The 23,240-nt window shown below is 71.7% G+C and carries 20 protein-coding genes and 1 pseudogene; 6 read left to right on the top strand and 15 right to left on the bottom strand.

Features of this window, described 5'->3' with window-relative positions:
• Window positions 1-288: 288 nt before the first annotated feature.
• The 4 genes from AB0C12_RS07660 to AB0C12_RS07675 all read right to left on the bottom strand — a co-directional run bounded on the left by AB0C12_RS07660 (window position 289) and on the right by AB0C12_RS07675 (window position 4,396).
• Window positions 289-954 carry a rhomboid family intramembrane serine protease gene (locus AB0C12_RS07660; RefSeq protein WP_360545308.1) on the bottom strand — a complete coding sequence of 222 codons (666 nt, stop codon included), beginning with the start codon at window positions 952-954 and terminating at the stop codon, window positions 289-291.
• Between the two features lie 60 nt (window positions 955-1,014).
• Window positions 1,015-1,806 carry a serine protease gene (locus AB0C12_RS07665; protein ID WP_360545310.1) on the bottom strand — a complete coding sequence of 264 codons (792 nt, stop codon included), beginning with the start codon at window positions 1,804-1,806 and terminating at the stop codon, window positions 1,015-1,017.
• A gap of 75 nt (window positions 1,807-1,881) precedes the next feature.
• Window positions 1,882-2,598 carry a lytic transglycosylase domain-containing protein gene (locus tag AB0C12_RS07670; protein WP_360545312.1) on the bottom strand — a complete coding sequence of 239 codons (717 nt, stop codon included), beginning with the start codon at window positions 2,596-2,598 and terminating at the stop codon, window positions 1,882-1,884.
• 385 nt (window positions 2,599-2,983) lie between these two features.
• Entirely contained in the window at window positions 2,984-4,396 is a 1,413-nt protein-coding gene (locus AB0C12_RS07675; RefSeq protein ID WP_360545314.1) for a PhoH family protein, read from the bottom strand.
• 259 nt (window positions 4,397-4,655) lie between these two features.
• On the opposite strand from AB0C12_RS07675, the gene otsB reads away from it, so the two are divergent.
• Window positions 4,656-5,498: a trehalose-phosphatase gene (gene otsB, locus AB0C12_RS07680; RefSeq protein WP_360545316.1), complete on the top strand. Its 843-nt coding sequence runs from the start codon at window positions 4,656-4,658 to the stop codon at window positions 5,496-5,498.
• A gap of 162 nt (window positions 5,499-5,660) precedes the next feature.
• Here the strand turns inward: otsB and AB0C12_RS07685 are convergent, their stop codons facing one another.
• Entirely contained in the window at window positions 5,661-6,533 is an 873-nt protein-coding gene (locus AB0C12_RS07685) for a LysR family transcriptional regulator (RefSeq protein WP_360545318.1), read from the bottom strand.
• 303 nt (window positions 6,534-6,836) lie between these two features.
• Here AB0C12_RS07685 and AB0C12_RS07690 point away from each other — a divergent pair.
• Window positions 6,837-7,397 (top strand): annotated as a pseudogene (locus tag AB0C12_RS07690) (EamA family transporter); the annotation flags it as partial.
• 22 nt (window positions 7,398-7,419) lie between these two features.
• Here the strand turns inward: AB0C12_RS07690 and AB0C12_RS07695 are convergent.
• The 4 genes from AB0C12_RS07695 to AB0C12_RS07710 are packed head-to-tail and all read right to left on the bottom strand — an operon-like array spanning window position 7,420 to window position 12,110.
• On the bottom strand, window positions 7,420-8,190 hold the full coding sequence (locus AB0C12_RS07695; protein ID WP_360545320.1) for an isoprenyl transferase: 771 nt from the start codon (window positions 8,188-8,190) through the stop codon (window positions 7,420-7,422).
• Between the two features lie 31 nt (window positions 8,191-8,221).
• Window positions 8,222-9,349: a geranylgeranyl reductase family protein gene (locus tag AB0C12_RS07700; RefSeq protein WP_360545322.1), complete on the bottom strand. Its 1,128-nt coding sequence runs from the start codon at window positions 9,347-9,349 to the stop codon at window positions 8,222-8,224.
• Between the two features lie 37 nt (window positions 9,350-9,386).
• On the bottom strand, window positions 9,387-10,250 hold the full coding sequence (locus AB0C12_RS07705; RefSeq protein ID WP_360545325.1) for a hypothetical protein: 864 nt from the start codon (window positions 10,248-10,250) through the stop codon (window positions 9,387-9,389).
• A gap of 54 nt (window positions 10,251-10,304) precedes the next feature.
• On the bottom strand, window positions 10,305-12,110 hold the full coding sequence (locus AB0C12_RS07710) for a phosphoenolpyruvate carboxykinase (GTP) (protein WP_360545327.1): 1,806 nt from the start codon (window positions 12,108-12,110) through the stop codon (window positions 10,305-10,307).
• 308 nt (window positions 12,111-12,418) lie between these two features.
• On the opposite strand from AB0C12_RS07710, the gene AB0C12_RS07715 reads away from it, so the two are divergent.
• The 3 genes from AB0C12_RS07715 (at window position 12,419) to AB0C12_RS07725 (ending at window position 14,428) form a co-directional block, all read left to right on the top strand.
• Window positions 12,419-13,219 (top strand): sigma-70 family RNA polymerase sigma factor, encoded by an 801-nt coding sequence (locus AB0C12_RS07715; RefSeq protein WP_360545329.1) that lies wholly within the window; start codon window positions 12,419-12,421, stop codon window positions 13,217-13,219.
• Entirely contained in the window at window positions 13,216-13,803 is a 588-nt protein-coding gene (locus AB0C12_RS07720) for a GtrA family protein (RefSeq protein ID WP_360545331.1), read from the top strand. Before AB0C12_RS07715 ends, AB0C12_RS07720 begins: the two co-directional genes overlap by 4 nt.
• Window positions 13,804-13,864: 61 nt before the next feature.
• Window positions 13,865-14,428: a GtrA family protein gene (locus AB0C12_RS07725; RefSeq protein ID WP_360545333.1), complete on the top strand. Its 564-nt coding sequence runs from the start codon at window positions 13,865-13,867 to the stop codon at window positions 14,426-14,428.
• Window positions 14,429-14,431: 3 nt separating this feature from the next.
• Here AB0C12_RS07725 and AB0C12_RS07730 read toward each other — a convergent pair whose 3' ends face one another.
• Genes AB0C12_RS07730 through AB0C12_RS07740 form a run of 3 tightly spaced genes read right to left on the bottom strand, consistent with a single transcriptional unit; the run spans window position 14,432 to window position 17,831 of the window.
• Window positions 14,432-14,989: a PH domain-containing protein gene (locus AB0C12_RS07730; protein WP_360545335.1), complete on the bottom strand. Its 558-nt coding sequence runs from the start codon at window positions 14,987-14,989 to the stop codon at window positions 14,432-14,434.
• 4 nt (window positions 14,990-14,993) lie between these two features.
• Entirely contained in the window at window positions 14,994-15,857 is an 864-nt protein-coding gene (locus AB0C12_RS07735) for a biotin--[acetyl-CoA-carboxylase] ligase (protein WP_360545337.1), read from the bottom strand.
• A 24-nt stretch (window positions 15,858-15,881) separates the two neighbouring features.
• Complete coding sequence (locus AB0C12_RS07740; RefSeq protein ID WP_360545339.1) at window positions 15,882-17,831, bottom strand: hypothetical protein; 1,950 nt, start codon at window positions 17,829-17,831, stop codon at window positions 15,882-15,884.
• 646 nt (window positions 17,832-18,477) lie between these two features.
• Between AB0C12_RS07740 and AB0C12_RS07745 the strand changes: the two genes are divergently transcribed.
• Window positions 18,478-20,049: an acyl-CoA carboxylase subunit beta gene (locus AB0C12_RS07745; protein WP_360547054.1), complete on the top strand. Its 1,572-nt coding sequence runs from the start codon at window positions 18,478-18,480 to the stop codon at window positions 20,047-20,049.
• A 4-nt stretch (window positions 20,050-20,053) separates the two neighbouring features.
• Here the strand turns inward: AB0C12_RS07745 and AB0C12_RS07750 are convergent, their stop codons facing one another.
• From AB0C12_RS07750 to AB0C12_RS07760, 3 genes are all read right to left on the bottom strand, one after another.
• Window positions 20,054-20,710 (bottom strand): M50 family metallopeptidase, encoded by a 657-nt coding sequence (locus tag AB0C12_RS07750; RefSeq protein WP_360545341.1) that lies wholly within the window; start codon window positions 20,708-20,710, stop codon window positions 20,054-20,056.
• Between the two features lie 79 nt (window positions 20,711-20,789).
• Entirely contained in the window at window positions 20,790-21,530 is a 741-nt protein-coding gene (locus tag AB0C12_RS07755) for a M50 family metallopeptidase (protein ID WP_360545343.1), read from the bottom strand.
• Between the two features lie 30 nt (window positions 21,531-21,560).
• Complete coding sequence (locus AB0C12_RS07760) at window positions 21,561-21,731, bottom strand: hypothetical protein (protein ID WP_360545345.1); 171 nt, start codon at window positions 21,729-21,731, stop codon at window positions 21,561-21,563.
• Between the last annotated feature and the right edge of the window lie 1,509 nt (window positions 21,732-23,240).

Raw genomic sequence — 23,240 nt, forward strand, 5'->3', positions numbered from 1 at the left:
GCGGCCGCCCACCCGGCATGACCACCCAGCCCGGCGCGCGCCGCCCGGCCCGGCAACGCGGCCCGGCGCGGCTACCCGGCACGGCCGCCCAACACAGCGCGGCCGCCCACCCGGCATGACCACCCAGCCCGGCGCGCGCCGCCCGGCCCGGCAACGCGGCCCGGCGCGGCTACCCGGCACGGCCGCCCAACACAGTGCGGCCGCCCACCCGGCATGACCCCGCCCAGCCCGCCGCCCGACGCGCCGGCGCGACCCGGCCCGGAGGCCCGGCCCGGCGGCGCGGCCGGCTCAGATGTCGGTGAGTGTTGTGCTGCCCGGGTCGTAGAGGGCGGCCGCGGGCCGCGGCCGCTTCCGGCGGAAGATGATCGCCGCGACCACGCCGCTGAGCAGGCCGAGCAGGTGGCCCTGCCAGGAGATCGGCTGGTCGGTCGGGAGCACGTTGTAGAGCTGGTACCAGTACAGCAGCCCGATGAACGCGGCCACGCCCAGATTCCACCAGCTGCGCTCCACGAAGCCGCGGGCCACCAGCAGCCCCAGGTAGCCGAAGACGACGCCGCTGGCGCCGACCACGACGCTTCTCGGATCGCCGATGATCCAGACGCCGAAGCCGCTGACCAGCACGATCACCAGCGTCGACCAGAGGAAGCGACGGGTGCCGCCGGCCAGCGCGAAGGTGCCGACCAGGATCAGCGGGATGCTGTTGCCGTACAGGTGGTCCCAGCCGGCGTGCAGGAACGGGCTGAAGATGACGCCGTCCAGGCCGTCGATGCGGCGCGGGATGATGCCGCCCGCCACGTCGAGCCGGCCCGCGCCGAGGCCGACGTCGATCGCCTCGATCAGGAACAGCACCGGGATGACCGCGCACATCGCCACGAAGGCACGGCCGATGGAGGCGAAGAACGCCTCCGTGCCGAATCGCGCCGCCTGATCCTCGCGCTCGCCGGGATAGCTCATCCCCCGATGGTTGCCGATGGGCGCCAGCGACGCCAACTCGGTGTGGCGGATCGGACGCGCTCAGCTCAGCTTGCGGGTCGCCGCCTGGATGTCGTCGTGGAACTTCGACACCTGGGTGTAGACGCCCGGGTAGTTCCGCCGGGCACAGCCGAGACCGAAGCTGACGATGCCGACCTGCACCCAGCGGTGGTCGGCGCTCTGGTGGACCATCGGGCCGCCGGAGTCGCCCTGGCAGGTGTCGACCCCCCGGCCGGCAGCGCAGATCGCCTCGTCCTTGACGAGCTCGACCCCGACCTTCCGGTACGCCTTGGCGCACTGCTTGTCGCCGACCAGGGAGACGGTGGCGTAGCGCAGTCTGTGCTGCTGACGCATCGACGACTCGCTGGTCTGGCCCCAGCCGAGGATGGTCATCGGGCCGGTCTCGTCGACGCCGTCGCGGCCGAGCGCCAGTACCGGGAGGTCGAGCTTGCGGTCCAGCTTGACCAGCGCCCAGTCGTCACCGCGCGTCTCGTCGCGGAAGCCGCCGGCCCGGATCACGGCGACCGAGCGGGCGTTGATCGCGGCGCCGGACTTGAGGTCGGTGGTCCCGGCGATCACGCCGATGGTGTCGTCCTTGCCGGAGCCGGTCACGCAATGACCAGCCGTGAGCACCACACCGGGCGCGGTGAGCACGCCGCCGCAGCCCATCGAGAGGCGCACCATCCAGGGGAAGCGTCCGGCCGGCGCCAGGGTGCCGCCGACGACCTCGCGGACCGGCTCGCTGTGGTCGGCGGCCCGGGCGGCTATCTGACCGCCGGACAGCACGAGGGCGAGCACCCCGACCACGAATCCCGATGCGACTTTCCGGACCATCTGGTCATTTGATCACGGCCCGTGACGGCAAAAGGGGTACGCGCCGAAGCGCGTACCCCTTTTGTCACGCTGGGATCAGTACCAGCCCGTGTTCTGCGAGTGCGACCACGCGTTGCACGGGGTGTTGTAGCGGCCCTCGATGTAGCCGAGGCCCCACTTGATCTGGGTGGCCGGGTTGGTCTTCCAGTCCGAGCCTTCCGAAGCCATCTTCGAGCCGGGCAGCGCCTGCGGCACGCCGTACGCGCCCGAGCTGGGGTTCGAGGCCTTGTGGTTCCAGCCGCTTTCTTTCTTCCACAGCTTGTCCAGGCAGGGGAACTGATCGATCTTGAAGCCCGCGCTGAGCATCAGGGCGCAGCCGGTGGCCCGGTTGCCGCTGTACTCGTCGCAGGAGGCCGGGATGTCGCCGGTGTAAGGCACCGTGCCGCCGCCCGAGCTGGACGAGGACTCCGCCTTCTTGGCCTCCGCCGCCTTCTTCTCGGCGGCCTTCTTCTCGATCAGCTTCTTCTCGGCCGTGCGGGCCTTCGCGGCTGCCGCCTTGGCCTCGGTGGCCGCCTTCGTGGCTGCCTCGTCCTCGGCCTGCCGCTGGTAGGCGCGAGCCGCCGCATGCTGACCGTGCCGCTCCTTCAGAAGCTGCATCTCGGCCACATCGACCTGGGCGACAACGCGGGCCTGGGGGGCGCCCTGCGCCTGGACTTCCTGGTCCTTACCGAGGTAGACCCCGCCGATCACGCCTGCCACGAGCAGACCCACCGAGGCCACACGGATTCCGACCCGGCTCCAGAGCCGATTCACGAAGTATCCCTTCGTCGGGGGCAATGACGCGGCCGGAATTTACCGGGATGAATCCCGGCGATGCTTCCCGCCGCGAGCTTCGCCGACCCCTCGGGCCGTGCGACCCGGCGACTTCCGCCGGTCACGGTGACCCGCCAAGTCGATCTCCGACCGGCCGGGGCACGCGATTGATGCTCGCCAGCCACCATGGCGCACGGTGAAGTGGATGTGAAATGACGACGCGCACCTGTGAAATGAATCACAGGGCGTTTAGGCGTTATTCCGGGCAAAAGCCCGCCATTTCCAGCACTTTCGAGGTAGCCAATACCTCACTTTATGTAGTTGTCCTCATTCACAGCGTGAGGCGGGAACCCCTCGGATTCCCGCCTCAGCCGATTGCGGAGCGTTACTGCGGAATGTCCTCGAGGAGATCGGTGACGACCTCTGCGATCGGCGAGCGCTCGGACCTCGTGAGGGTGACATGGGCGAAGATGGGATGACCCTTCAGCGCCTCGATCACCGCCGTGACGCCGTCGTGCCGGCCCACCCGCAGATTGTCGCGCTGGGCGACGTCGTGGGTGAGGACCACCCGCGAGCCCTGCCCGATCCGGGACAGCACCGTCAGCAGCACGTTGCGTTCCAGCGACTGGGCCTCGTCCACGATCACGAACGAGTCGTGCAGGCTGCGGCCACGGATGTGGGTCAGCGGCAGCACCTCGAGCAGGCCCCGGGCCATGACCTCCTCCATCACGTTGCCGTGCACCACCGCCCCGAGGGTGTCGAAGACCGCCTGGGCCCAGGGCGACATCTTCTCGGACTCGCTGCCGGGCAGATAGCCGAGCTCCTGGCCGCCCACGGCGTACAGCGGGCGGAAGACGACGACCTTCTTGTGGCGGTTGCGCTCCATCGTCGCCTCGAGGCCCGCGCACAGGGCCAGGGCCGACTTGCCGGTGCCGGCCCGGCCGCCCAGCGAGACGATCCCGATCGACTCGTCCAGCAGCAGGTCCAGGGCGATCCGCTGCTCGGCCGAGCGGCCGCGCAGCCCGAACGCCTCCCGGTCACCACGGACCAGCCGTACGGTCTTGTCCGGGTTGACCCGGCCCAGCGCGGAACCACGCGCGGAATGGATCACCAGGCCGGTGTGGCACGGCAGGGCTTCCGCGTCCTCGAGTTCGAGCTCCTCACCCGCGTACAGCTGGGCGACCTGGTCCTCGCTCAGCTTGAGGTCGGCCATGCCCACCCAGGTCGGGTCGCTGGCCTGGCCGTGCCGGTACTCGTCGGCCGTCAGGCCGACCGACGCGGCCTTGACCCGCAACGGCATGTCCTTGCTGACCAGCGTGACTTCGCGGCCCTCCGCGGCCAGCCCGAGCGCCACCGACAGGATCCGGGTGTCGTTCGAGTCGTTGCGGAAGCCCTGCGGCAGCACGCTCTGGTCGGCGTGGTTCAGCTCGACCCGCAGGGTGCCGCCCTCGTCGTTGCAGAGCACGGGCTGGTCCAGCCGGCCGAACTTGATCCGCAGCTCGTCGAGCATGCGCAGCGACTGCCGGGCGAACCAGCCGAGCTCCGGATGGTGGCGCTTGCCCTCCAGCTCGGAGATCACCACGAGCGGAATGATCACTTCGTGGTCGGTGAACCGGCGGAACGCCGCCGGGTCGGACAGCAGGACCGAGGTGTCCAGCACGAAGACCCGGCCGGCTGGGGCGGGCTCCGCGTCGGCGTGCCGATCGCGGGACGACCTACGTCCCGTGCCGGTACGGCTGCTGGAGACGGTGGCGGCCGGGTCTTGCGAAGCCCCGGCGTCAATACGGCGAGATGTCACAGGCCTGCTCCAGCGGGCGTGCAACCCGGTCCGCCCGCGGTCCGCCACGTCCGGCGCCCGTGCCTGGCACGGAGCCGGGATGCGGGGCCCCGTGGCGCTCTTGTCGCAGGTCCGGGCCGACCGGTTGGCCCGGGATGACCCCGTGCCATGACAAGAACGCTAGCGGTCAACTGCCACCGGCGGTAGTACCCGCGTGATCCGCCAATTCGGGGCGTCACGCCGACGTGCGATGAGCCGCACGGCAGGTAGGCTGGGACTTGTGCCTGAGTCCGAGCCGCACCCTGAGTCCGAACCGCAGCGGGGGCGTCCCACGCACCCGTTGACCGCCGCCGAGGCCTGGCAGTTCACCGCCTCGCGGGCCGGGGACACGACTCTCTTCTTCGACTTCGACGGCGTGCTGTCACCCGTCACCGACGATCCCGACGCCTCCCAGCCCGTGCCGTCGGTGCTGGGCGTGCTCGAGGAGCTGGCCGGCGCGGTGGCCCGGGTGGCGATCGTCTCGGCCCGTCCGGTCAGCTTCCTGCGCTCGCGTTTCGAGTCGCTGGCCCACGTCGACCTCTACGGGCTCTACGGCCTCGAGGTGTGGCACGACGGCGCGGTCGTCACCGAGCCGGCCGCGCTGCCCTGGGTCCCCGCGATGGCCGAGCTGGCCGAGCGGGCCAGGACCGAGCTGCCCGAGCCGATCCTGGTGGAATACAAGCGCCTGTCGGTGGCCCTGCACTACCGCACCGCGCCGCAGCTGGCCCAGACGGTCGAGCGCTGGGGGCACGAGCAGGCCGAGCGCCTGGGCCTGCGGATCCAGGGCGGCCGGATGGTCGTCGAGCTGAAGCCGCCGGTCGACCAGGACAAGGGCATGGTGATCGGCGAAGGCGTGCTGGACGCCCGCTGCGCCTGGTATTTCGGCGACGACATGTCCGACATCAAGGCGTTCGACGCGCTGCGCGCCCGCGAGGCGGTCGACCCGGACTTCTTCGGCATGTGCGTGGCGGTGGCCAACCCGGAGACCGGCGCTGAGGTGTCCAGCGCGGCCGACCTGACCCTGGAGTCACCCGAGGCCGTCGCCGGCTTCCTCGCCGACGCCCTGCACGCCTTCCGCCGCTGAGCCGGCCGCCGCCGCCCGACACCGCCGCCCCACACCGCGCCGCCCAACGCCGCCGCCAACCCACACCGCGCCGCCCAACGCCGCCGCCGCCCGACACCGCGCCGCCCCACACCGCGCCGTCCGACACCGCGCTGAGGCATCGCGCCGGCGGAGGCCGGCGCTCTATGTGTCGTCTGGCGCTGACCAGCCGTAGGCGGTGCGGGCCAGCGCCAGCACCTCGTCGAGCTGGGCCGGCGGGTCGTCGCGCCACCAGGCCAGCCGCACCGAGATGCGGGGCGCGTGGCGCAGCACCCGGTAGGCGACGCCCGGCCGCGGATACTGGTGCGCCGTCGCCTCGGCGGTGACCCCCACCGCCTGCCCGGCCGCGATCAAGGTCAGCCATTCGTCGACCGCCGGCGTCTCCCGCACCGCGGCGGGCCGGGAGTCCGCCGGCCACAGTGCCGGCGTCGTCGTGCCGGTGCGGGTGTCCATCGCGACGGTCGAACGCGACAGGTCCTCGATCCGCAGGGACCGGCGGCGGGCCAGGGAGCTGTCCGTGGCCACGGCGGCGTACCGGGACTCGCGGCCGATTTCGGCGGTGGCGAAGCGGGGATCGTCGAGCGGGCGGCGGATGACGGCGAGGTCGGCCGTACCGTCGCTCAGGCCCGCGGTCGGATCGTTGACCTGCACGAACACCAGCGGTACGCGGGGATGCGCCGCCGCCCAGGCCTTCTGCAACCGCCGGGTGTGCCGGCCCAGCGCCGCCCAGGCGTAGCCGACCCGGACCTCGGTGCGCGCGTCCGTGACGATGCGCTGGAGGTGGGCGATCTCGTCGAGGATGCGCCGGGCCTGGGCGACGATCCGGGTGCCGGTCGGGGTGAGGGCGACGTGCCGGGTGGTCCGCTGCAGCACCCGGGCGCCGAGGGCCTGTTCCAGGGCGGCGACCGAACGGGAGACAGCCGCCTGGGAGACCCCGAGGGCCGTCGCCGCGTCGGTGAACGTACCGGCGTCGACCACCGCGACCAACGCCCGGAGCTGGCGCACCCGCACATCCATACGGTCAGCGTATAGATCGGGCGGGCCGGTCATTTCCGTTCCCGGGCGCCGCCGCGAAGCCTGGACCGCATGAGATCTTCGCGGTTCGGTGGCCTGGCCACCATGCTCGCCGGCGCGGTCAGCAACCAGGCCGGCGCCGCGGTGGGCGCCCACGCGTTCGCCACCGCCGGTCCGGCCGGGGTCGTCGCGGTACGCCAGCTCGTGGCGGCCGCGGCCCTGCTGGCGGTGGCCCGGCCCGATCCGCGCCGCTTCACCTGGCCGCAGTGGTGGCCGACGCTGCTGCTGGCCGGCACGTTCGCGGTGATGAACCTCAGCCTCTACACGGCGATCGACCGGATCGGTCTCGGCCTGGCCGTCACGCTGGAGGTGCTGGGCCCGCTGACGGTGGCGCTGGCCGGCTCGCGGACCCGCTTCGACCTGGCCTGCGCCCTCGCGGCCGGGGTGGGCGTCTACGTCCTCGTCCGGCCCGGGCCGGCCAGCGACTTCGCCGGGATCGGCTGCGCGCTGCTCGCGGCGGCCGGGTGGGCCGCGTACATCCTGCTCAACCGGGTGCTGGGGGCGCGGGTGCCGGGGATCCAGGCGACCGCGGCGGCGACCACGGTGTCCGCGCTGGGCTATCTGCCGGTGGCTGTGATGCTTGTCGCACAGGGACATTTCGGTGTCACCGGGCTGGCCTATGCCGGGTGCGCGGGGCTGCTCAGCTCACTGCCGTACGCGCTCGATCTGATCGCCCTGCGCCGGATCCCGGCGCGCTTGTTCGGGATGTTCATGAGCGTGCACCCGGTGCTCGCGGCCCTGGCCGGACTGGTGCTGCTCGGTCAGGCGCTGCGCCCGCACGAGTGGGCGGGCATCACGATCGTGATCGCGGTGCTGGCGGCGAGCAGCTTCAGGCGCCGTAGCGACGCTGGCGGCCCGCGTACGAGCGCAGGGCCCGCAGAAAGTCGGTCCGGCGGAAGTCCGGCCAGTTGGCGTCGTGGAAGTAGAACTCCGAGTGCGCCGACTGCCACAGCAGGAATCCGGACAGCCGCTGCTCCCCGCTCGTGCGGATGACCAGGTCGGGGTCGGGCTGGCCCTTGGTGTAGAGGTGCTCGGCGATGTGCTCGACGTCGAGGATCTCGGCCAGCTCCTCCAGCGTGCGCCCGGCCGCGGACTGCTCGTAGAGCAGCGAGCGCACCGCGTCGGTGATCTCCCGGCGCCCGCCGTAGCCGACCGCGAGGTTGACCTCGACGCCCTCGACCCGGTCCCGGGTGCGTTCCTGCGCGGCCTTGAGCACGGTCGCCGTCGGAGCGGGCAGCACATCGAGCGCGCCGACGATGCGCAGCCGCCACGGGTTGCCGTCCTCGGCCAGCTCGGTGGCCAGATCCTCGATGATCTTGACCAGCGGGTCCAGCTCGGCGGCGGGCCGCTGGAGGTTGTCGGTGGCCAGCAGATAGAGCGTCACGTGCTTGATCCCGGCCTGGTCGCACCAGCCGAGCAGCTCCTTGATCCGGACCGCGCCCACCCGGTGCCCGTCGTTCGGATCGACGTAGCCCATCTCGCGGGCCCAGCGACGGTTGCCGTCGCACATCACGCCGACATGCTGCGGCACCGGCCGGCCGGCGAGCTTGCCGGCGAGCCGTCGTTCGTACAGCGAATAGACCAGGGACCGCAGACTCATCCCGGCAAGCCTATCGAGAGCGCGCTCCGGCTCAAGAGGCCGCGTCACGCTTGTGGAGCATCGCGGCCCCGATGCGTCCGATCGTGCGAAGGTCGAAAACCCCGTCACCCAGGCCCAGGTCCACCATCCGGTGGAAAACCACACCATCTCGGCGGGCGGCCCGGACCGCGGCGTCGACCACGGAGGGCCGTCGGGTCAGCAGCGCGGCGAGGCCCGAGTGCCGCAGATGCCGGCCGAGCCGGTCACCGAAGGACGTGGCGTAACGCGCGGCGGCCCGCTGCGGACCGGCCGCGGCGGCCGCGCCGGCCAGCGCGCCGGAGAGCACGGCGTAGAAGATGCCCTCGCCGGTGAACGGGTTGATCAGCGACAACGCGTCGCCGGCCAGCAGCACCGGGCCGCGGCCCGGCGGCGGCCGGTGGGTGGACAACGGCAGATGGTGGGCCCGCAAGCCGGTCGGCGGACCGCCGGGCAGCAGCTCCGCGAGCCGGTTCACCAGGTACGCCTTCGTGAGCGGCGTCCCCCGCAGAGTCTCGCCGTAGCCGACGTTGGCGCTGCCGTCCCCGATCGGAAACGACCACGCGTACGCGGGCCAGCGCGCACTCGTCGTCCGGATGAGCTGCTCGGTGCCGACCGCCGGGGCGTAACCGCGGATCGCGATGGCCAGGTGCCCGTCCGGGTTGACCGGGTGGCCGAGCGCACGCCGTACCACCGAACCGGCGCCGTCCGCGCCGATCACCACCCGGGCCCGGATCCGGTCGTCGAGGGTGACGCCGTCCCGATCGGGCCGGATGCTGCGCACGGTGTGCCGGCGCAGCTCAGCGCCCTGCGCGACGGCCGCCCGCACCAGCCGCTCGTCGAACACCTTGCGCGGCACGGTGTGGGCCGGGCGCGGCAAGGGCCGGGCCACCTCGTCGCCGCCGGGTGCGACCAGGCGCAGTCGTTCCACCGCCGGATATCCGTCGGTCACGCCGGTGACGCCGAGCTCGGCGAGCACGTCCACCGCGTCGGCGGCGATGCCGTCACCGCACGGTTTGTCGCGGGGGAAGTCGGCCTTGTCCAGCAGCAGCACCGACGCGCCGGCCCGGCGGGCGGCCAGCGCCGCGGCGGCCCCGGCGGGACCGGCCCCGACCACCGCGACATCGACTTGCTCGAGGCTCATCCGCCCCGACCCGTCCGGGCCACGCCACCGCCGCCGGTCATGCTGGTGCTGCCGCGGCAGCGGCATCGGTGGCGGCGGCCGTGCGGCCGGCCCGCCACACCGCGTAGCAGGCCAGCACCGCGGCGGCGACCAGCGGCGCCCCGTCGCGGATCAGTCCGTCCGGGCCCAGCAGCAGGTAGCAGAGCGGCAGATCGATCACGAGCACGCCCAAGCTGACCCACACCATCAGCTGCCGGGCCCAGGCCTTGCCGCGTTGCAGGAAGAAGGTGGTCAGCAAGACCGCGTAGCTGGCGCCGATGCCGACGAAGATCCAGAAGACCACCGCCAGGATGTACTCCGGCCGGCGGCCCAGCTCGCCGACCGAGATCACCGCCGGCACCAGAATCAGCGGGCTGTAAGTGAACGCGGCGACGCGCGCGGTGATCACCCAGGCCGCCACCGGTGGGCGGCGCGGCGCGGACTCGCGCCACTCCAGGCCCTTGCGGGTGGCCACCAGCTTGGCCGGATAACGGACCAGGTGGTTGCGCACAGTGGGGTGGCGGTAGAGCAGCACGACGACGGTGAGGCAGAGCGTGGTCAGCACGCCGAAACCGACGAGGCCGGTCAGCGGCGGCACGCCGTCGCGCGGCACGATCAGGCGGCCGACGGCGAAGATGGTGGTCACGGCCAGGATCAGCCCCAGCGGCCGGGAGACCGCGCGGCTGCGCCGCACGTGCCAGATCAGGATCAACCAGCCGAGGGTACGCAGCAGCGCCCAGCCGGTGCGGACCGCGAGCCCGAAACCCTGCTCGGGCGCGTACCAGAAATTGAGCAGCTCGACCCCGGCGGTCGCCGCCGCCGTCGCGACCAGCAGCCAGGTCAGCGCACGGACCGCGGGCGGCCGGATGTCGAGGGTGGTCACGGGCTGAAGGTACCCAGGCCGCGCCCGCCTCGAACGCGAGGCGGGCGCGGGGAATCAGCCGGCGTTCAAGCGGGACTTCAGCGCGTCCAGTTCGGACCACAGGACGGCGGGGAGTTTGTCGCCGAACTTGGCGAACCACTCCTCCACCTGCGGGATCTCGGCCAGCCACTCGTCGGTGTCGACGCGCAGCACGGCCTCCAGGTCGGCCCGGCTGATGTCCAGGCCGCTGACGTCGAGGGCGTCCGGGGTCGGCACCTGCCCGATCGGGGTCTCCACCGCCTCGCCGGTTCCGTCCAGGCGCTCGACGATCCACTTGAGGACCCGGGAATTCTCCCCGAAGCCGGGCCAGAGGAAGCCGCCGTCGGCGTCGCGGCGGAACCAGTTGACGTAGAAGATCTTCGGCAGCTTCTCGGCGTCGCCGGAAGCGGCCTTGCCCATCTCGATCCAGTGGTTGAAGTAGTCACCGGCGTGGTAGCCGATGAACGGCAGCATCGCCATCGGGTCCCGGCGCACCACGCCGACCTGGCCGACCGCGGCGGCCGTGGTCTCCGACGACAGCGTCGCGCCGAAGTAGACGCCGTGCACCCAGTCGCGGGCCTCGGTGACCAGCGGCACGGTGGTCTTGCGCCGGCCGCCGAACAGGATCGCGTCGATCGGTACGCCGCGCGGGTCGTCGTACTCCGGGGCGAGGATCGGGCACTGGTTGATGGGCGTGCAGAAGCGGCTGTTCGGGTGGCTGGACGGCGTGCCGGACTCCGGTGTCCAGTCGTTGCCCTTCCAGTCGATCAGGTGCGCGGGCGGCTCTCCCATGCCCTCCCACCAGATGTCACCGTCGTCGGTGCGGGCCACGTTGGTGAAGACCGAGTTGCCCCGGGCGAGGGTGCGCATCGCGTTCGGGTTGGTGTGCTCATCGGTGCCGGGGGCGACGCCGAACAGGCCGTACTCCGGGTTGGTGGCCCACAGCCGGCCGTCGGAGCCGAAGCGCATCCAGGCGATGTCGTCGCCGACGGTCTCGACCTTCCAGCCCGGCAGGGTCGGCTCGAGCATGGCCAGGTTGGTCTTGCCGCAGGCCGACGGGAAGGCCCCGGCGATGTAGCGGACCTGTCCGGCGGGCGAGGTCAGCTTCATGATCAGCATGTGCTCGGCCAGCCAGCCCTCGTCGCGGGCGGCGACGCTGGCGATCCGCAACGCGAAGCACTTCTTGCCGAGCAGCGAGTTGCCGCCGTACCCGGAGCCGAACGACCAGATCTCGCGGGTCTCCGGGAAGTGCGAGATGTACTTGGTCTCGTTGCACGGCCACGGCACGTCGGCCTCACCCTCGGCCAGCGGCTTGCCGACCGAGTGCAGGGCCGGCACGAAGTCCGCGTCGTCGCCCATCGCCTCGAGCACGGCGGCGCCCATCCGAGTCATGATCCGCATGGACGTGACCACGTACGCGCTGTCGGTGAGCTCGACGCCGAACATCGGGTTGGGCGAGTCGAGCGGTCCCATGCAGAACGGGACGACGTACATCGTGCGTCCGCGCATGCAGCCGCGGTACAGCTGCGTCATCGTCGCTTTCATCTCGGCGGGCGCGGTCCAGTTGTTGGTCGGACCGGCGTCCGCGGGGTCCACGGAGCAGATGAACGTGCGCTCCTCGACCCGCGCGACATCCCCGGGATCGGTACGGGCCCAGAACGAGTTCGGCCGCTTGCCGGGGTCGAGGCGGACGAGCGAGCCGGCGTCGACGAGCGCGTCGGTGAGCCGCGCCCATTCGGTGTCCGAGCCGTCGCACCAGACGACGCGGTCCGGCGTGGTCAGGGCGGCAACCTCGTCCACCCAGGTCAGGAGCTTGGTGTGAGCAGTGGGGGGCACTGACATGTGATTCCCTTCGGTCGGCACTGACCTGTGACGAAGCAGGCCGGAGAACCGGCCGCTGTCACGGGAGTCACATCAGCCTAAGCCGAGGGAACGTTCAGTTCATCGGTGAATCCTGTGGACAACCGCACAAACTTCGGCCACGGTGCGCGATCACGACCGATTCTTCGCCGCTTGATGCACAAGCGAGCATCCGGGCGTCCGGCCGCCACTTCCGGCCCGGCACTCGCCCGCTTTCACAAAACGGACGAAACGTCCTAAGCTTGCCGCTACTCGGGCTTTCCTCCCACTCCCGGCTACAGGAGGCAGGAATGACGATCCCGGCCGGCGACGGCGACGGCGACGGCGACGCCGACCTGCTCGCCGCCGTCCGCGGCGGCGACACCGCCGCGTACGGCGTCCTGTACCAGCGCCACCGGGCCGCCGCCCGGGCGCTGGCGTACGGCCTCGTGCACGACCCCGCGGACGCCGACGACCTGGTCGCCGAGACGTTCGCGAAGGTGTTCGCCAGCCTGCGGGCCGGGCGGGGACCGCTGGTGGCGTTCCGCGCGTACCTCTGCACAACCCTTCGGCACGTCTGCTACCACCGGGCGCGCCGGGACCGGCGGCTGGAGTTCACCGACGACCTGACCCGCTACGACGAGGGCGAGCCGTTCCTGGACCCGGCCCTCGACCGGCTGGAACGCACCTACGCCGCGCGGGCCTTCGAGGCACTGCCCGACCGCTGGCGTGACGTGCTGTGGCGTACGGAGGTCGAGGGAGCCAGCCCGGCCGAGGTCGCCCCGCAGCTCGGCCTGACCCCGAACGCCGTCGCCGTGCTCGCCCACCGGGCCCGGGAAGGGCTGCGCCGGCTCTACCTGCAGCAGCACGTGGCCGACGCCGATCCGCCCGAGTGCCGGTGGACCGGGGACCGGCTCGGCGGGCACGTCCGGGGCCGGATCGCTCCGCGAGTGGCTGTCCGGCTGGAGGCCCACCTGGCCTACTGCGCGGGCTGCCGGGGCCGGCACGCCGAGATCACCGAGATCAACCAACGGGGTCACCGTCCGTACAAGCAGCGGGACCACGCTGCGGTGGAAGGGTTAAGAGTCGCTCACGAAAACGGCGGACAGTGACAGGCGCCGGTACTCTCGGGTCCGTGCCTGCCGCATTCCTGCCCGCGCTGCGGGCACGCTTCGGGGCACTCGTGCGCGAGCTGAGCAAGTTCGGCACGGTCGGCGGCATCGCCTTCGCGATCGACTTCGCCATCTTCAACGTGCTGCTGCACCGGGGCTACGAGTCTCTGCTGGCCAAGACCATCTCCACCGTGATCGCCACCACCCTGGCCTTCGCGGGCAACCGGTACTGGACCTGGCGGCACCGCGAGCACACCAACATGGCCCGCCAGTACACCCTGTTCTTCCTGCTCAACGCGGTCGGCCTGGGCATCGGGCTGACCTGCCTGGCGATCAGCCACTACGGCCTGGGCGCGATCTGGCCCGAGTTCCAGACCCCGCTGGCCGACAACATCTCCGGCCAGTTCGTGGGCACCGCCGTGGGCACTCTGTTCCGCTTCTGGTCGTACCGCCGCTTCGTGTTCGGCGACACCGTGGTCCCGGATCCGACGCCCGCGCCGCTGGTGGAGGCCCCGGTCACGGAGTCCGCCGGCACGCCGCCGTCCGCGCCACCGCCCGCCCCGCGCGCTGTCCCGCGAATGTGACGTCGGAGTCACCGCACGTCCGGCTCCGTTGTCCGCGCCCTTCCCCCCGTAAGGTTGGCCAATGCCTTCAGCTCGCCCGCTGGCGGAACGCCTGCGCAATCTCGCCCCCGAGGCGCTCGCCTTCGGTGCGATCGGCGCCGCCAACACGCTGCTCTACATGGCGATCACGTGGGCTCTGCTGCCCATCGGGGCCGTCAAGGCGAGCGTCGTCGCCACGATCGTCACGACCACGCTGGCGTACGTGGCCAACAGGTACTGGACCTACCGCAAGCACACCCGCAGCGCGCTGCGCCGGGAGTACACGCTGTTCTTCGGCTTCAACCTGGTCGGCATGATCATCCAGTCCGGCGCGGTGACCATCGGCAAGTACGGCTTCGGCCTCACCGAGGAGCACGACGAGCTGCTGTTCATGGGGGTCACCCTGCTCGGCATCGCCGTTGCCACGGTCTTCCGCTTCTGGGCGTACCGGACGTTCGTCTTCCTCAAGCCGCCCGTCGACGGCCACGAGGCCGTGGTGGCCGAGCTCGACGTGGTGGCCGGCCTGGCCGAGCTCAGCGCCGAGGCCGACGGCCGCCTGGACGAGGAGCTGGCCAAGGAGATCGACGCCCAGCGGCGAGCCGTCTGACGCTCACCGCCGGCGGTCCCGCCCCCGCACGGGCTCAGGCTCCGGCTGTTCGTCGTCCTCGTCGTCGCCGTGCAGCTCCCGATCCGTCTCGATGAGCTGGTAGAGCAGCGTCTGCACCTGCTGCACGTGCGGCACCGCGACGAGCACCGCGCTCTGGTCCCCGATCGAGTCGATCCGTAACGTCCCGCTGCCCAGCATCCGGTCCAGCAGCGACTGGCTCATCACGTGATCGTTGACCCGGTTCAGCGGCAGGTCACGGCGCTCGCGGGCGATCACGCCGTCCTGCAGCAGGATCCGCTCGTCGGTGAAGACGTAGTGGGTGCCGCGCCAGACCAGCAGCGGCCACACCCCGCGGGTCACCGCCATGAACAGGGCCACGGCACCGACCAGGCAGACCCCGATCAGGCCGCCGGTCGTCGGCGGCAACATGATCCAGACCCCGAGCACGGCGGCCAGGGCCACCAGCAGGACCACGACCGGGCGTACGGCCGCCCGCGCGTGCGGATGCAGATGGAGGACAACCTCTTCCTCGTCGGTCAGCACCTCGTCCGGGAAAGCCACGCGCTCAGCGTACGTGCAGGACGTCCCCCGCCGAGACGCGCCGCTCGCCGTCAGCCGTACGGACCACGAGCTGGCCGTCACCGTCCACCGTGGTCGCCGTACCGGTGAATTCCTGGCTGTTGGGCAGCAGCACCCGCACGTCCCGCCCGATCGTCGAACAATCCCGCTGGTACGCCGCGAGCAGCCCGCACATCTCGGCGTCGCCACCGGCTTCCCGCCAGCCGCCGTACCACCGGGCGACGCCGCGCAGCAGCGCCCGCAGCAGTGGATCGCGGTCGGTGGCCGTGGCCCCGGCAATGCGCAGCGAGGTGGCCGGCAGTCCAGTGGTCTCGGGCAGTTCATCGGCCCGGGTGGTGACGTTCAGGCCGATCCCGACCACCACCGCGTCACCGGAGACCTCGGCCAGGATGCCGGCCGCCTTGGACTCCCCGGGACCGGCGTTGAGCAGCAGATCGTTCGGCCACTTGAGCGCGGCGTCGACCTCGGCCAGCCGCTGCACGGTCTCCCGCAGGGCCACCCCGGCCAGCAACGGCAACCAGCCCCAGGTGCGCTGCGGCGCCGGAGCCCAGCCCCGCTCGGCGTCGGCGACGCCGGGCCGCAGCAGGAAGCTCAACGTCAGCCCGGCCCGCGGCGGCGACACCCACTGCCGGTCGCGCCGGCCACGGCCGGCCACCTGCCGCTCGGCCACCACGACAAGCCCTTCGGCGGCGCCGGCCTGACCGGCGGCCGCGGCATCGGCGTTGGTGGAACCGGTCTCGGCCCGGATCTCCAGCCGCTGCCAGAACCCGCCGGGCACGATGAGCGCCCGCTGCAGGGCCCGCTCACCCAGCGGCGGCCGGTCCAGATCCGTATAGGGCGAGGAAGCCATCAACCCACCCTAGACCCGCCCTGATCAGCTCGGTTCGGCTGCGTGCCGGCTGACGTAGACCGTGCTCCGCGGCTCCGGCTGACCGGCCCCGGGACGCGGGCGGGGCCGGGGACGGGCCCGCGGCTGATCCGGCCGGACCGGCTCCATCGGGGGCAGCGCCTGGGTCGCCTCGGCGCCGGCCGCACGCCGGCGACGCACCATGACGGCGGGGCGGCGCGGTCTGCGGGTGTCGTCGGGTGCTTCCTCCGGGGACCAGGTGAGGTCCGGCATGGCGGCTTCGGGCAGGTCGGGAACGGTCCAGATGGGGCCTTCCAGGCTTTCCTCGCGGGCTGCGTAGGGGCCGCTCCGGTCGGCGGCCGGGCCGCGGCGCACCGGCACGCGGTTGGCGCCGGCGGTGTTGGTGGTCCGGGCGCGCTGCGGTTGGTCGGCGGGCCGGTCGTTATAGGCGGCCGGGGGTGGCCAGGCGCCCGGGGCCGGGTGCTTCGCCCGGGGGGCGTGGGCCTCCGGTGACGGTCCGGCCTCCTGGGAGGTGCCGGCCTGGGGGGCGCTGTCCCTGTCCCGGCGGCCGCGGCTGGTCCGGCGGTCCCTTCGGCTTGCTGCGTCCCGCCGGTCCTCCCGGGCTCTTCCGTGCTCAGCGCCGTCGGCCGGGGCGTCCGGCCCGGGGCTTCGGGCCAGGCGGCGGGCTGCCTGAGCGGCCCGGCTGTAGCTGGGCTGGACGGGCTCGTCCTCGTGGACGTAGGGGTTGGGGGCGAGCGTGAGCCCGTCCGTGCCGAGGAACACCCGGTCGTCGGCGGCCGGAACCGGCTCGTCGAAGCGCCTGCGACCGGTCACCTCCGGCACCGGGACGATCGCCTCGCCGCCGAACCGGCCGGCCGGGAGGCTCGCTTCTTCGTCGAACCGGCTGTTTCCCGCCGGATCACTGCCACCCGCCAGGCCGGCTCCAGCCAGATCGTCCACCTCGGCCAGGTCATCGACGTTCGCCAGGCCGACGCCCTCCACCAGATCGTCGTCCCGCAGCGGGTGGGCGGCTGCGTCCGAGAAGGCCACACCGCCTTCGGCGGTTCCGGCCGAGAAAGCGGTCGCGGCTCCGGCCGCTTGCGCGCGGGCGTCCGGCATCACGTCCTCGATCGGCCGGTCAGCCACCGGCCGGAGACCGACCGGCCCGTCGCGATCGACCGCCGTCCGGAACGCCGGACCGGTCTCGCCACCCCGGTGGGACCTGGAGCGCGGCAGCTCGATCCGGTCGTCCGGGCGGGCCGGCGGCCACTGCAGCACCGGCCGGGTCGGTTCCGTCTCGATCTCCACCGGTACGTCGAACCCGGACGACGGTGGGTAAGGCGGCACCTCAGGAAGCCGTTCCACCGGGGTCGGCCAGCCGTACTCGGCCTCGTAGGAGCCCACCGGAGCGGGCGTCCAGTACTCCCCCGCGACGGGCTCGTCCGGGTACTCGGGCCGGACCCAGCCCTCGACCCGGTCGCCGTAACGCCGGTCAGCGCGTTCGGCCCAGTCCGTTCCGGTGGATTCCTCGGGGACCGGGACGAAGCCCGTCTCGTCGGCGTCCTCCAGGGCCACGTCGGCGAAGAGCCCGGGGAACGTGCCGGTGCCCGCCACCGAGTCGAACGGACCGGAGAGGTCAGCGTCGTAGCCACCATCGGCCGGCTGCAGGCCGAGCAGGCCGAGGCCCGGCAGGTCGAGCGCGTGGGACTGTTCGGCCGGGTCGATGACGTCGGCGGCCCGGTCGAGGTCCTGGTCGATGTCCAGTTCCGGGTCGCCCGCCTGGTCGGCGGGTTCGCCCGGATCGTCGGCCCGGCTCAGCGACGCCAGCCGCAGATCGGTCGGGGCGGCACCGACCGGGGGCTGGACGCCTTCCTCGTCGAGGTCCACGAGCCGGCGGAACACGGACCGGTCCGGGCCGTCCGCGTCTTCGGCCGGCGCTGTTCCCACGCCGGATACCGCGGCGTCGACGTCCGGCACAGGAGTACCCGAGGTCGGCCACAGGCGCCGCGAACCCGGGCGGGAGCGCCCGGCCTGGTCCGCTCCTGGCCCGGACTGGCCCGGACCGGCAGGCTGGGCCTGGCCGCGTGGGGCGGGAGCAGCCGATTCGGCGGCACCGGGCTCGGCCCGACGACCCCCTCGCGGAGCGGGCACGACCGAATCGGGTGCCGTGCCGTCCTCGCCGGAAGAAGCCGGCGCCCTGCGGGTCTTGACCGAGGATTCGGCCCGCCCACGGCGCCGCTTACGGCTCGGAGCTCCCTCATCCCGGCCCGCAGCTGACGACGTACCGTCCGAGCCTGGGGAATCCGCGCGGCGGCGGGTCTCGCCGCGCTCGGCGACGCGCCGGTCTTCAGAGCTGCTGCGGAACAGCGCGGCGCGGAAGACGATGAGCGTGGTGATGCCACCGACGATCAACGCCACGCCGACGGGGGTCATCCATGTCGTCACGGGGGTTGTAACGAATGGGGCATTGAGTGCGAAACGTGCTTTCTGTCGCACCCCCGCGTACGGGCACCGCGTGGCGCCCGCCGGAGCCTGGATACGATCTCTCCGGCGTGAATGCCGCCTGGCCGGCGGGCATGCGTGGGTGAGCGGAGGACGGGGCATCGTGACGGCGCAGCAGGACGTGACGCAGCAGGATGACATCCACACGACGGCCGGCAAACTCGCCGACCTCGAACGGCGCACCGACGAGGCCGTGCACGCCGGTTCGGCCCGCGCGGTGGAGAAGCAGCACGCCCGGGGCAAGAAGACCGCCCGGGAACGCATCGAGATGCTGCTCGACGAGGGTTCCTTCGTGGAGCTCGACGGCCTGGCCCGGCACCGGTCCACCGCCTTCGGCCTGGAGAAGAACCGTCCGTACGGCGACGGCGTGGTGACCGGGCACGGCACGGTCGACGGCCGCCAGGTGTGCGTGTTCTCGCAGGACTTCACCGTGTTCGGCGGCTCGCTGGGCGAGGTCTTCGGCGAGAAGATCGTCAAGGTGCTCGACCTGGCCATGAAGATCGGCTGCCCGATCATCGGCATCAACGACTCCGGCGGCGCGCGGATCCAGGAGGGCGTCGTCGCGCTCGGCCTGTACGCCGACATCTTCTTCCGCAACGTGCGCGCCAGCGGCGTCATCCCGCAGATCTCGCTGATCATGGGCCCGTGTGCGGGCGGCGCGGTCTACTCCCCGGCGATCACCGACTTCACCGTCATGGTCGACCAGACCTCGCACATGTTCATCACCGGGCCGGACGTCATCCGTACGGTGACCGGCGAGGACGTCGGTATGGAGGACCTGGGTGGCGCCCGCACCCACAACTCCCGCAGCGGCAACGCGCACTATCTGGCCAGTGACGAGGACGACGCGATCGACTACGTGCGCGCGCTGCTGTCGTACCTGCCCAGCAACAACCTGGACGAACCGACCACCTTCGACCTGCCCGCTTCGCTGGACGTCTCGGACGCCGACCGCGACCTGGACCAGCTCATCCCGGACTCGGCCAACCAGCCCTACGACATCAAGCGCGTGGTGGAGACCGTCGTCGACGACTTCCTCGAGGTCCAGCCGCTCTACGCGCAGAACATCGTGATCGGCTTCGGCCGGGTCGAGGGCCGGCCGGTGGGCGTCGTGGCCAACCAGCCGATGCACTTCGCCGGCACGCTGGACATCGCGGCGTCCGAGAAGGCGGCACGTTTCGTGCGCACCTGCGACGCCTTCAACATCCCGGTGCTGACCTTCGTGGACGTGCCCGGCTTCCTGCCGGGCACCGGCCAGGAGTGGGACGGCATCATCCGGCGGGGGGCCAAGCTGATCTACGCGTACGCGGAAGCAACCGTCCCCAAAGTCACGGTGATCACCCGCAAGGCGTACGGCGGCGCGTACGACGTGATGGGCTCGAAGCACCTCGGTGCGGACATGAACTTCGCCTGGCCCACGGCGCAGATCGCGGTGATGGGGGCCCAGGGCGCGGTCAACATCCTCTACCGGGGCGAGCTGGCCGGCGCGGAGGACCCGGCGGCGCTGCGGACCGAGCTGATCAAGGAGTACGAGGACACGCTGGCGAACCCGTACATCGCGGCGGAACGCGGCTACGTGGACGCGGTCATCGCCCCGTCCGCGACCCGGGCGCAGGTCACGCTGGCACTGCGGACGTTGCGCACCAAGCGGGAGACCCTGCCGCCGAAGAAGCACGGCAACATCCCGCTCTGACAGCTCAGCCGGTGTAGCGCAACATCAGGGCCCCGCCCCAGACCAGGGCGCCCATCGAGCCGAGCCAGAAGAACGCCACGTAGAACGCCGTGGACAGGCCCGTCTGCTGCGACAGCACCTGCGTGTCCGGTTCGCCGTCGCCCAACCAGTGCCGGTACAGCTCGGGGATCTGCCGCACGCCGCCCATGAGCAAAAACCAGACCCAGATGTACGCGAAGACGAGCTGCGCCTCGGGCCCGGCGCGCATGGCGACCAGCCAGAGGACCGCGGCGGTGAGCGGCACGGCGATGAAGCCGAAGAAGTTGCGGACCATGACCAGCAGCAGGGCCATCAGCGCCAGGCTCATCAGCAGCACGGCCCGCGGCGCCACGTCGTGCACCAGCATCCAGGCGCCGGCGAAGCCGAAGATGGACGGTCCGAGGTAGCCGGCCAGGAACGACACCATGATGGCGAGCCAGCCACCGGCCCGGAAGCCGGTCGACCCGCCACCGCCCCCGGTGACCGTGACCTTGGTGATGCCGCGGCCCATGAGCAGGCCGAACAGCACATGCCCGCCCTCGTGGGCGATGGTGATCGCGTGCGTGGTGAACCGCCACAGCGGCACCGCGGCGACGAACGCGACCACCCCGGCGGTCCACGCGATTCCGGGTGGCGCCTCCATGCCAGCGACGCTAGCGACGGCCTTCCGTGACGCGCATCACCAGCAAATACTCAACTGGTCACCGTTCGGCTACTCGAAGTCAGGGCGTGTTGCTGACGGCGGGCAACCATTGGCCGGCCAGCATGAACCCGCCGATGACCAGCGCGGCCACGTCGACGGCCAGGAAGACGCCCACCCAGAACAGCGCGGGCACGTGCGTGACGCCGGCGAGCTGGTCGGCGTCGGACTCCGGCATCCGGCCGCGGCTGCGGAGCTTCTGCAGCTCGAAGACCGGGCGTACGCCGCCGATCAGGAGGAACCACACTCCGACGTACGCGAAGGCGGCCTGGACCTGCGGGGTCGCGTACCAGGAAACGGCGAAGACGATCGCCCCGGTGACCAGCACGGAGACCGCGCCGAACACGTTCCGGATGTTGATCAGCATGAGCAGCAGCAGGACCACCGCGACCCACAGCAGCAGGGTGATGCGGTTGCCGCCGAGCAGCCAGGCGCCGCCCAGCCCGACCAGCGACGGCGCGATGTAGCCGGCCAGCAGGGTGAACATCATGCCGGGCCCGGTCGGGCGGCCGGCCGAGAGGGTGAGCCCGGACGTGTCGAACTCCAGCCGGATGCCGCGCAGTTTGCGGCCCGTCAGCAGCGCGACCAGTGCGTGGCCACCCTCGTGGGCGATGGTGATGGCGTTGCGGGCGATCCGCCACAGCGGCCGGAAGGCGACCACGGCCAGCGCGATCACCGCCGTCACGAGGACGAGCAGGCCGGGCGGGTCCGGCTGGGCACCGAGCAGGGTGTCCCAGAGGTCACTTACCGAGTCGATCGACACAGCCCGCGAGCGTAGTCGATCAGCGCCGCACTAGGCGCGGCGGCGCAGCACGGATTCCTGCTGGGGGACGGCGCGCCGCTGCAGCATGAGGCGGCCGGCAATCGCTCCGGCAACGATCATCGCGCCGGCCAGCACCATCATCACGACCAGCGCACTGGCGGTCGCCACGACAAGCGCGACGTCGGCGATCGCGACGAGCATCCACAAAGCGATCGTGGGCCTACTGCCGTGTCGTCGAATCATCTTGCACCTCCATCCGTGGTGACCGATGAATACCCATTCACCCGTCACTCACACCTGGAGACCTACCGGTTGGCCTTGAACCCCTGGTAGATGACCTGAAGATCCTTCTGCGAAGCCGCCCAGTCCTCCGGCGACGTGTACCAGGAGATGCTGTAGGCCTGCTTGCCGGGCGTGGTGATGAACCCCCGCTTGATCGCATGCTGCGGGTTGCCACTCACCGTGGTGTAGGTGAACTCCCAGTCGGCGGCCTTGCCGAGATAGTTGAGCCCCTCCAGCCGGATCCGCTGGTAGTTCTTGTACTTCGTCCCCCGCCGATCCGCCTCCTGCTGCTTCCAGTCGGCGACGGGATCGGACTTGGGCTGCTCGGAGTGGTCGATGATGAGCAGCCGGTTGTTCTTGGAGAAGTACATCTCGGTGCCATCGGCCCGAATCGAGGCTCCCTCGGGCACCGGCACCGAATAGCCGTCACCGTTGTACATCTTCCAGCCCTTGGGGGCCTTCCCGGTCGACGCAGGCTTACTGGCAGCCGGCGAAGGCTTGGCACTGGGAGTGACCGGCGCGGTGGTCGTCGGCACGGGCGCCGCGCCCACCGGAGAACTCGGCGCGGCGGACGGCTTGCCGGATGCAACCGGCGCAACCCCGCCCTTCGGGCCGTTGTCCTGCGCCCGATCCTCCTCGTCCCCGAAAGCCCGCGGCACCAGAACAACAAGCGCCAACAGTACGGCGACCAGCACACCGATGGCGATCACGGTCTGGCGCCGGGTGAGCGTGGTGCCGAAAACGGTGATGCCGCGACCGCCGGAAGAGGGGGCACGAACGGTCATCGGCTGCCAGGCCGGGCGGGTCGGCTGGCCGAAACCCGGGGCGCCGGAGACCGGCACGGCTGCCTTGGCGGCCGCGCCAGTGCGGGCCGCCGGGATGACGGTGGTCTTCGCGGGAGTGCCGGTCGGCTTGATGACCCGCGTACGGCCGGCGTCGGCGTCACCCTTGGCGGGAGCGGACGTCTTGGCTTTCGGAACCGTGGTTGTCGCGGCGGTGGTGGCCGTGGCCGGCTTCGTGACGGCCGCTGCCTCGGCGCCCGCCAAGCCGTCGGTTACGGCGGCTTCGGCGCCCACCGTGGACTCGTCGCTCGCGTCACCCACAGGGGCCTTGGTGCCGGCTGTCGCATCGGCGGTGTTCTCGCCGCCGAGGATCTTGGCGTCTGCGTCGGTGCTGGCCGGCATTGCGTTGTCGATCTCGGGCGCCTGCTCGGGCTTGCCCGCTGCGCCGGGCGAGCTCTCGGCTGCTGCTGTCGCGGCGCTCGACTTGAGCGCTGCCGCCGCCCGGCCCTTGCCCTTCTTCCGGGACGCCTTCGTGCCCGAACCAGTACCCGCCCGAGTGGCGCCGGCCGGCTTCCTGCTTGTCTCGGTTCCGGCGTTGCTGACAGCGGCGCTCGACTCGGTCCCGCCGCCTGCTTCGGCGACGACG

Source organism: Actinoplanes sp. NPDC048967 (genome assembly GCF_040649415.1).
Taxonomy (GTDB): domain Bacteria; phylum Actinomycetota; class Actinomycetes; order Mycobacteriales; family Micromonosporaceae; genus Actinoplanes.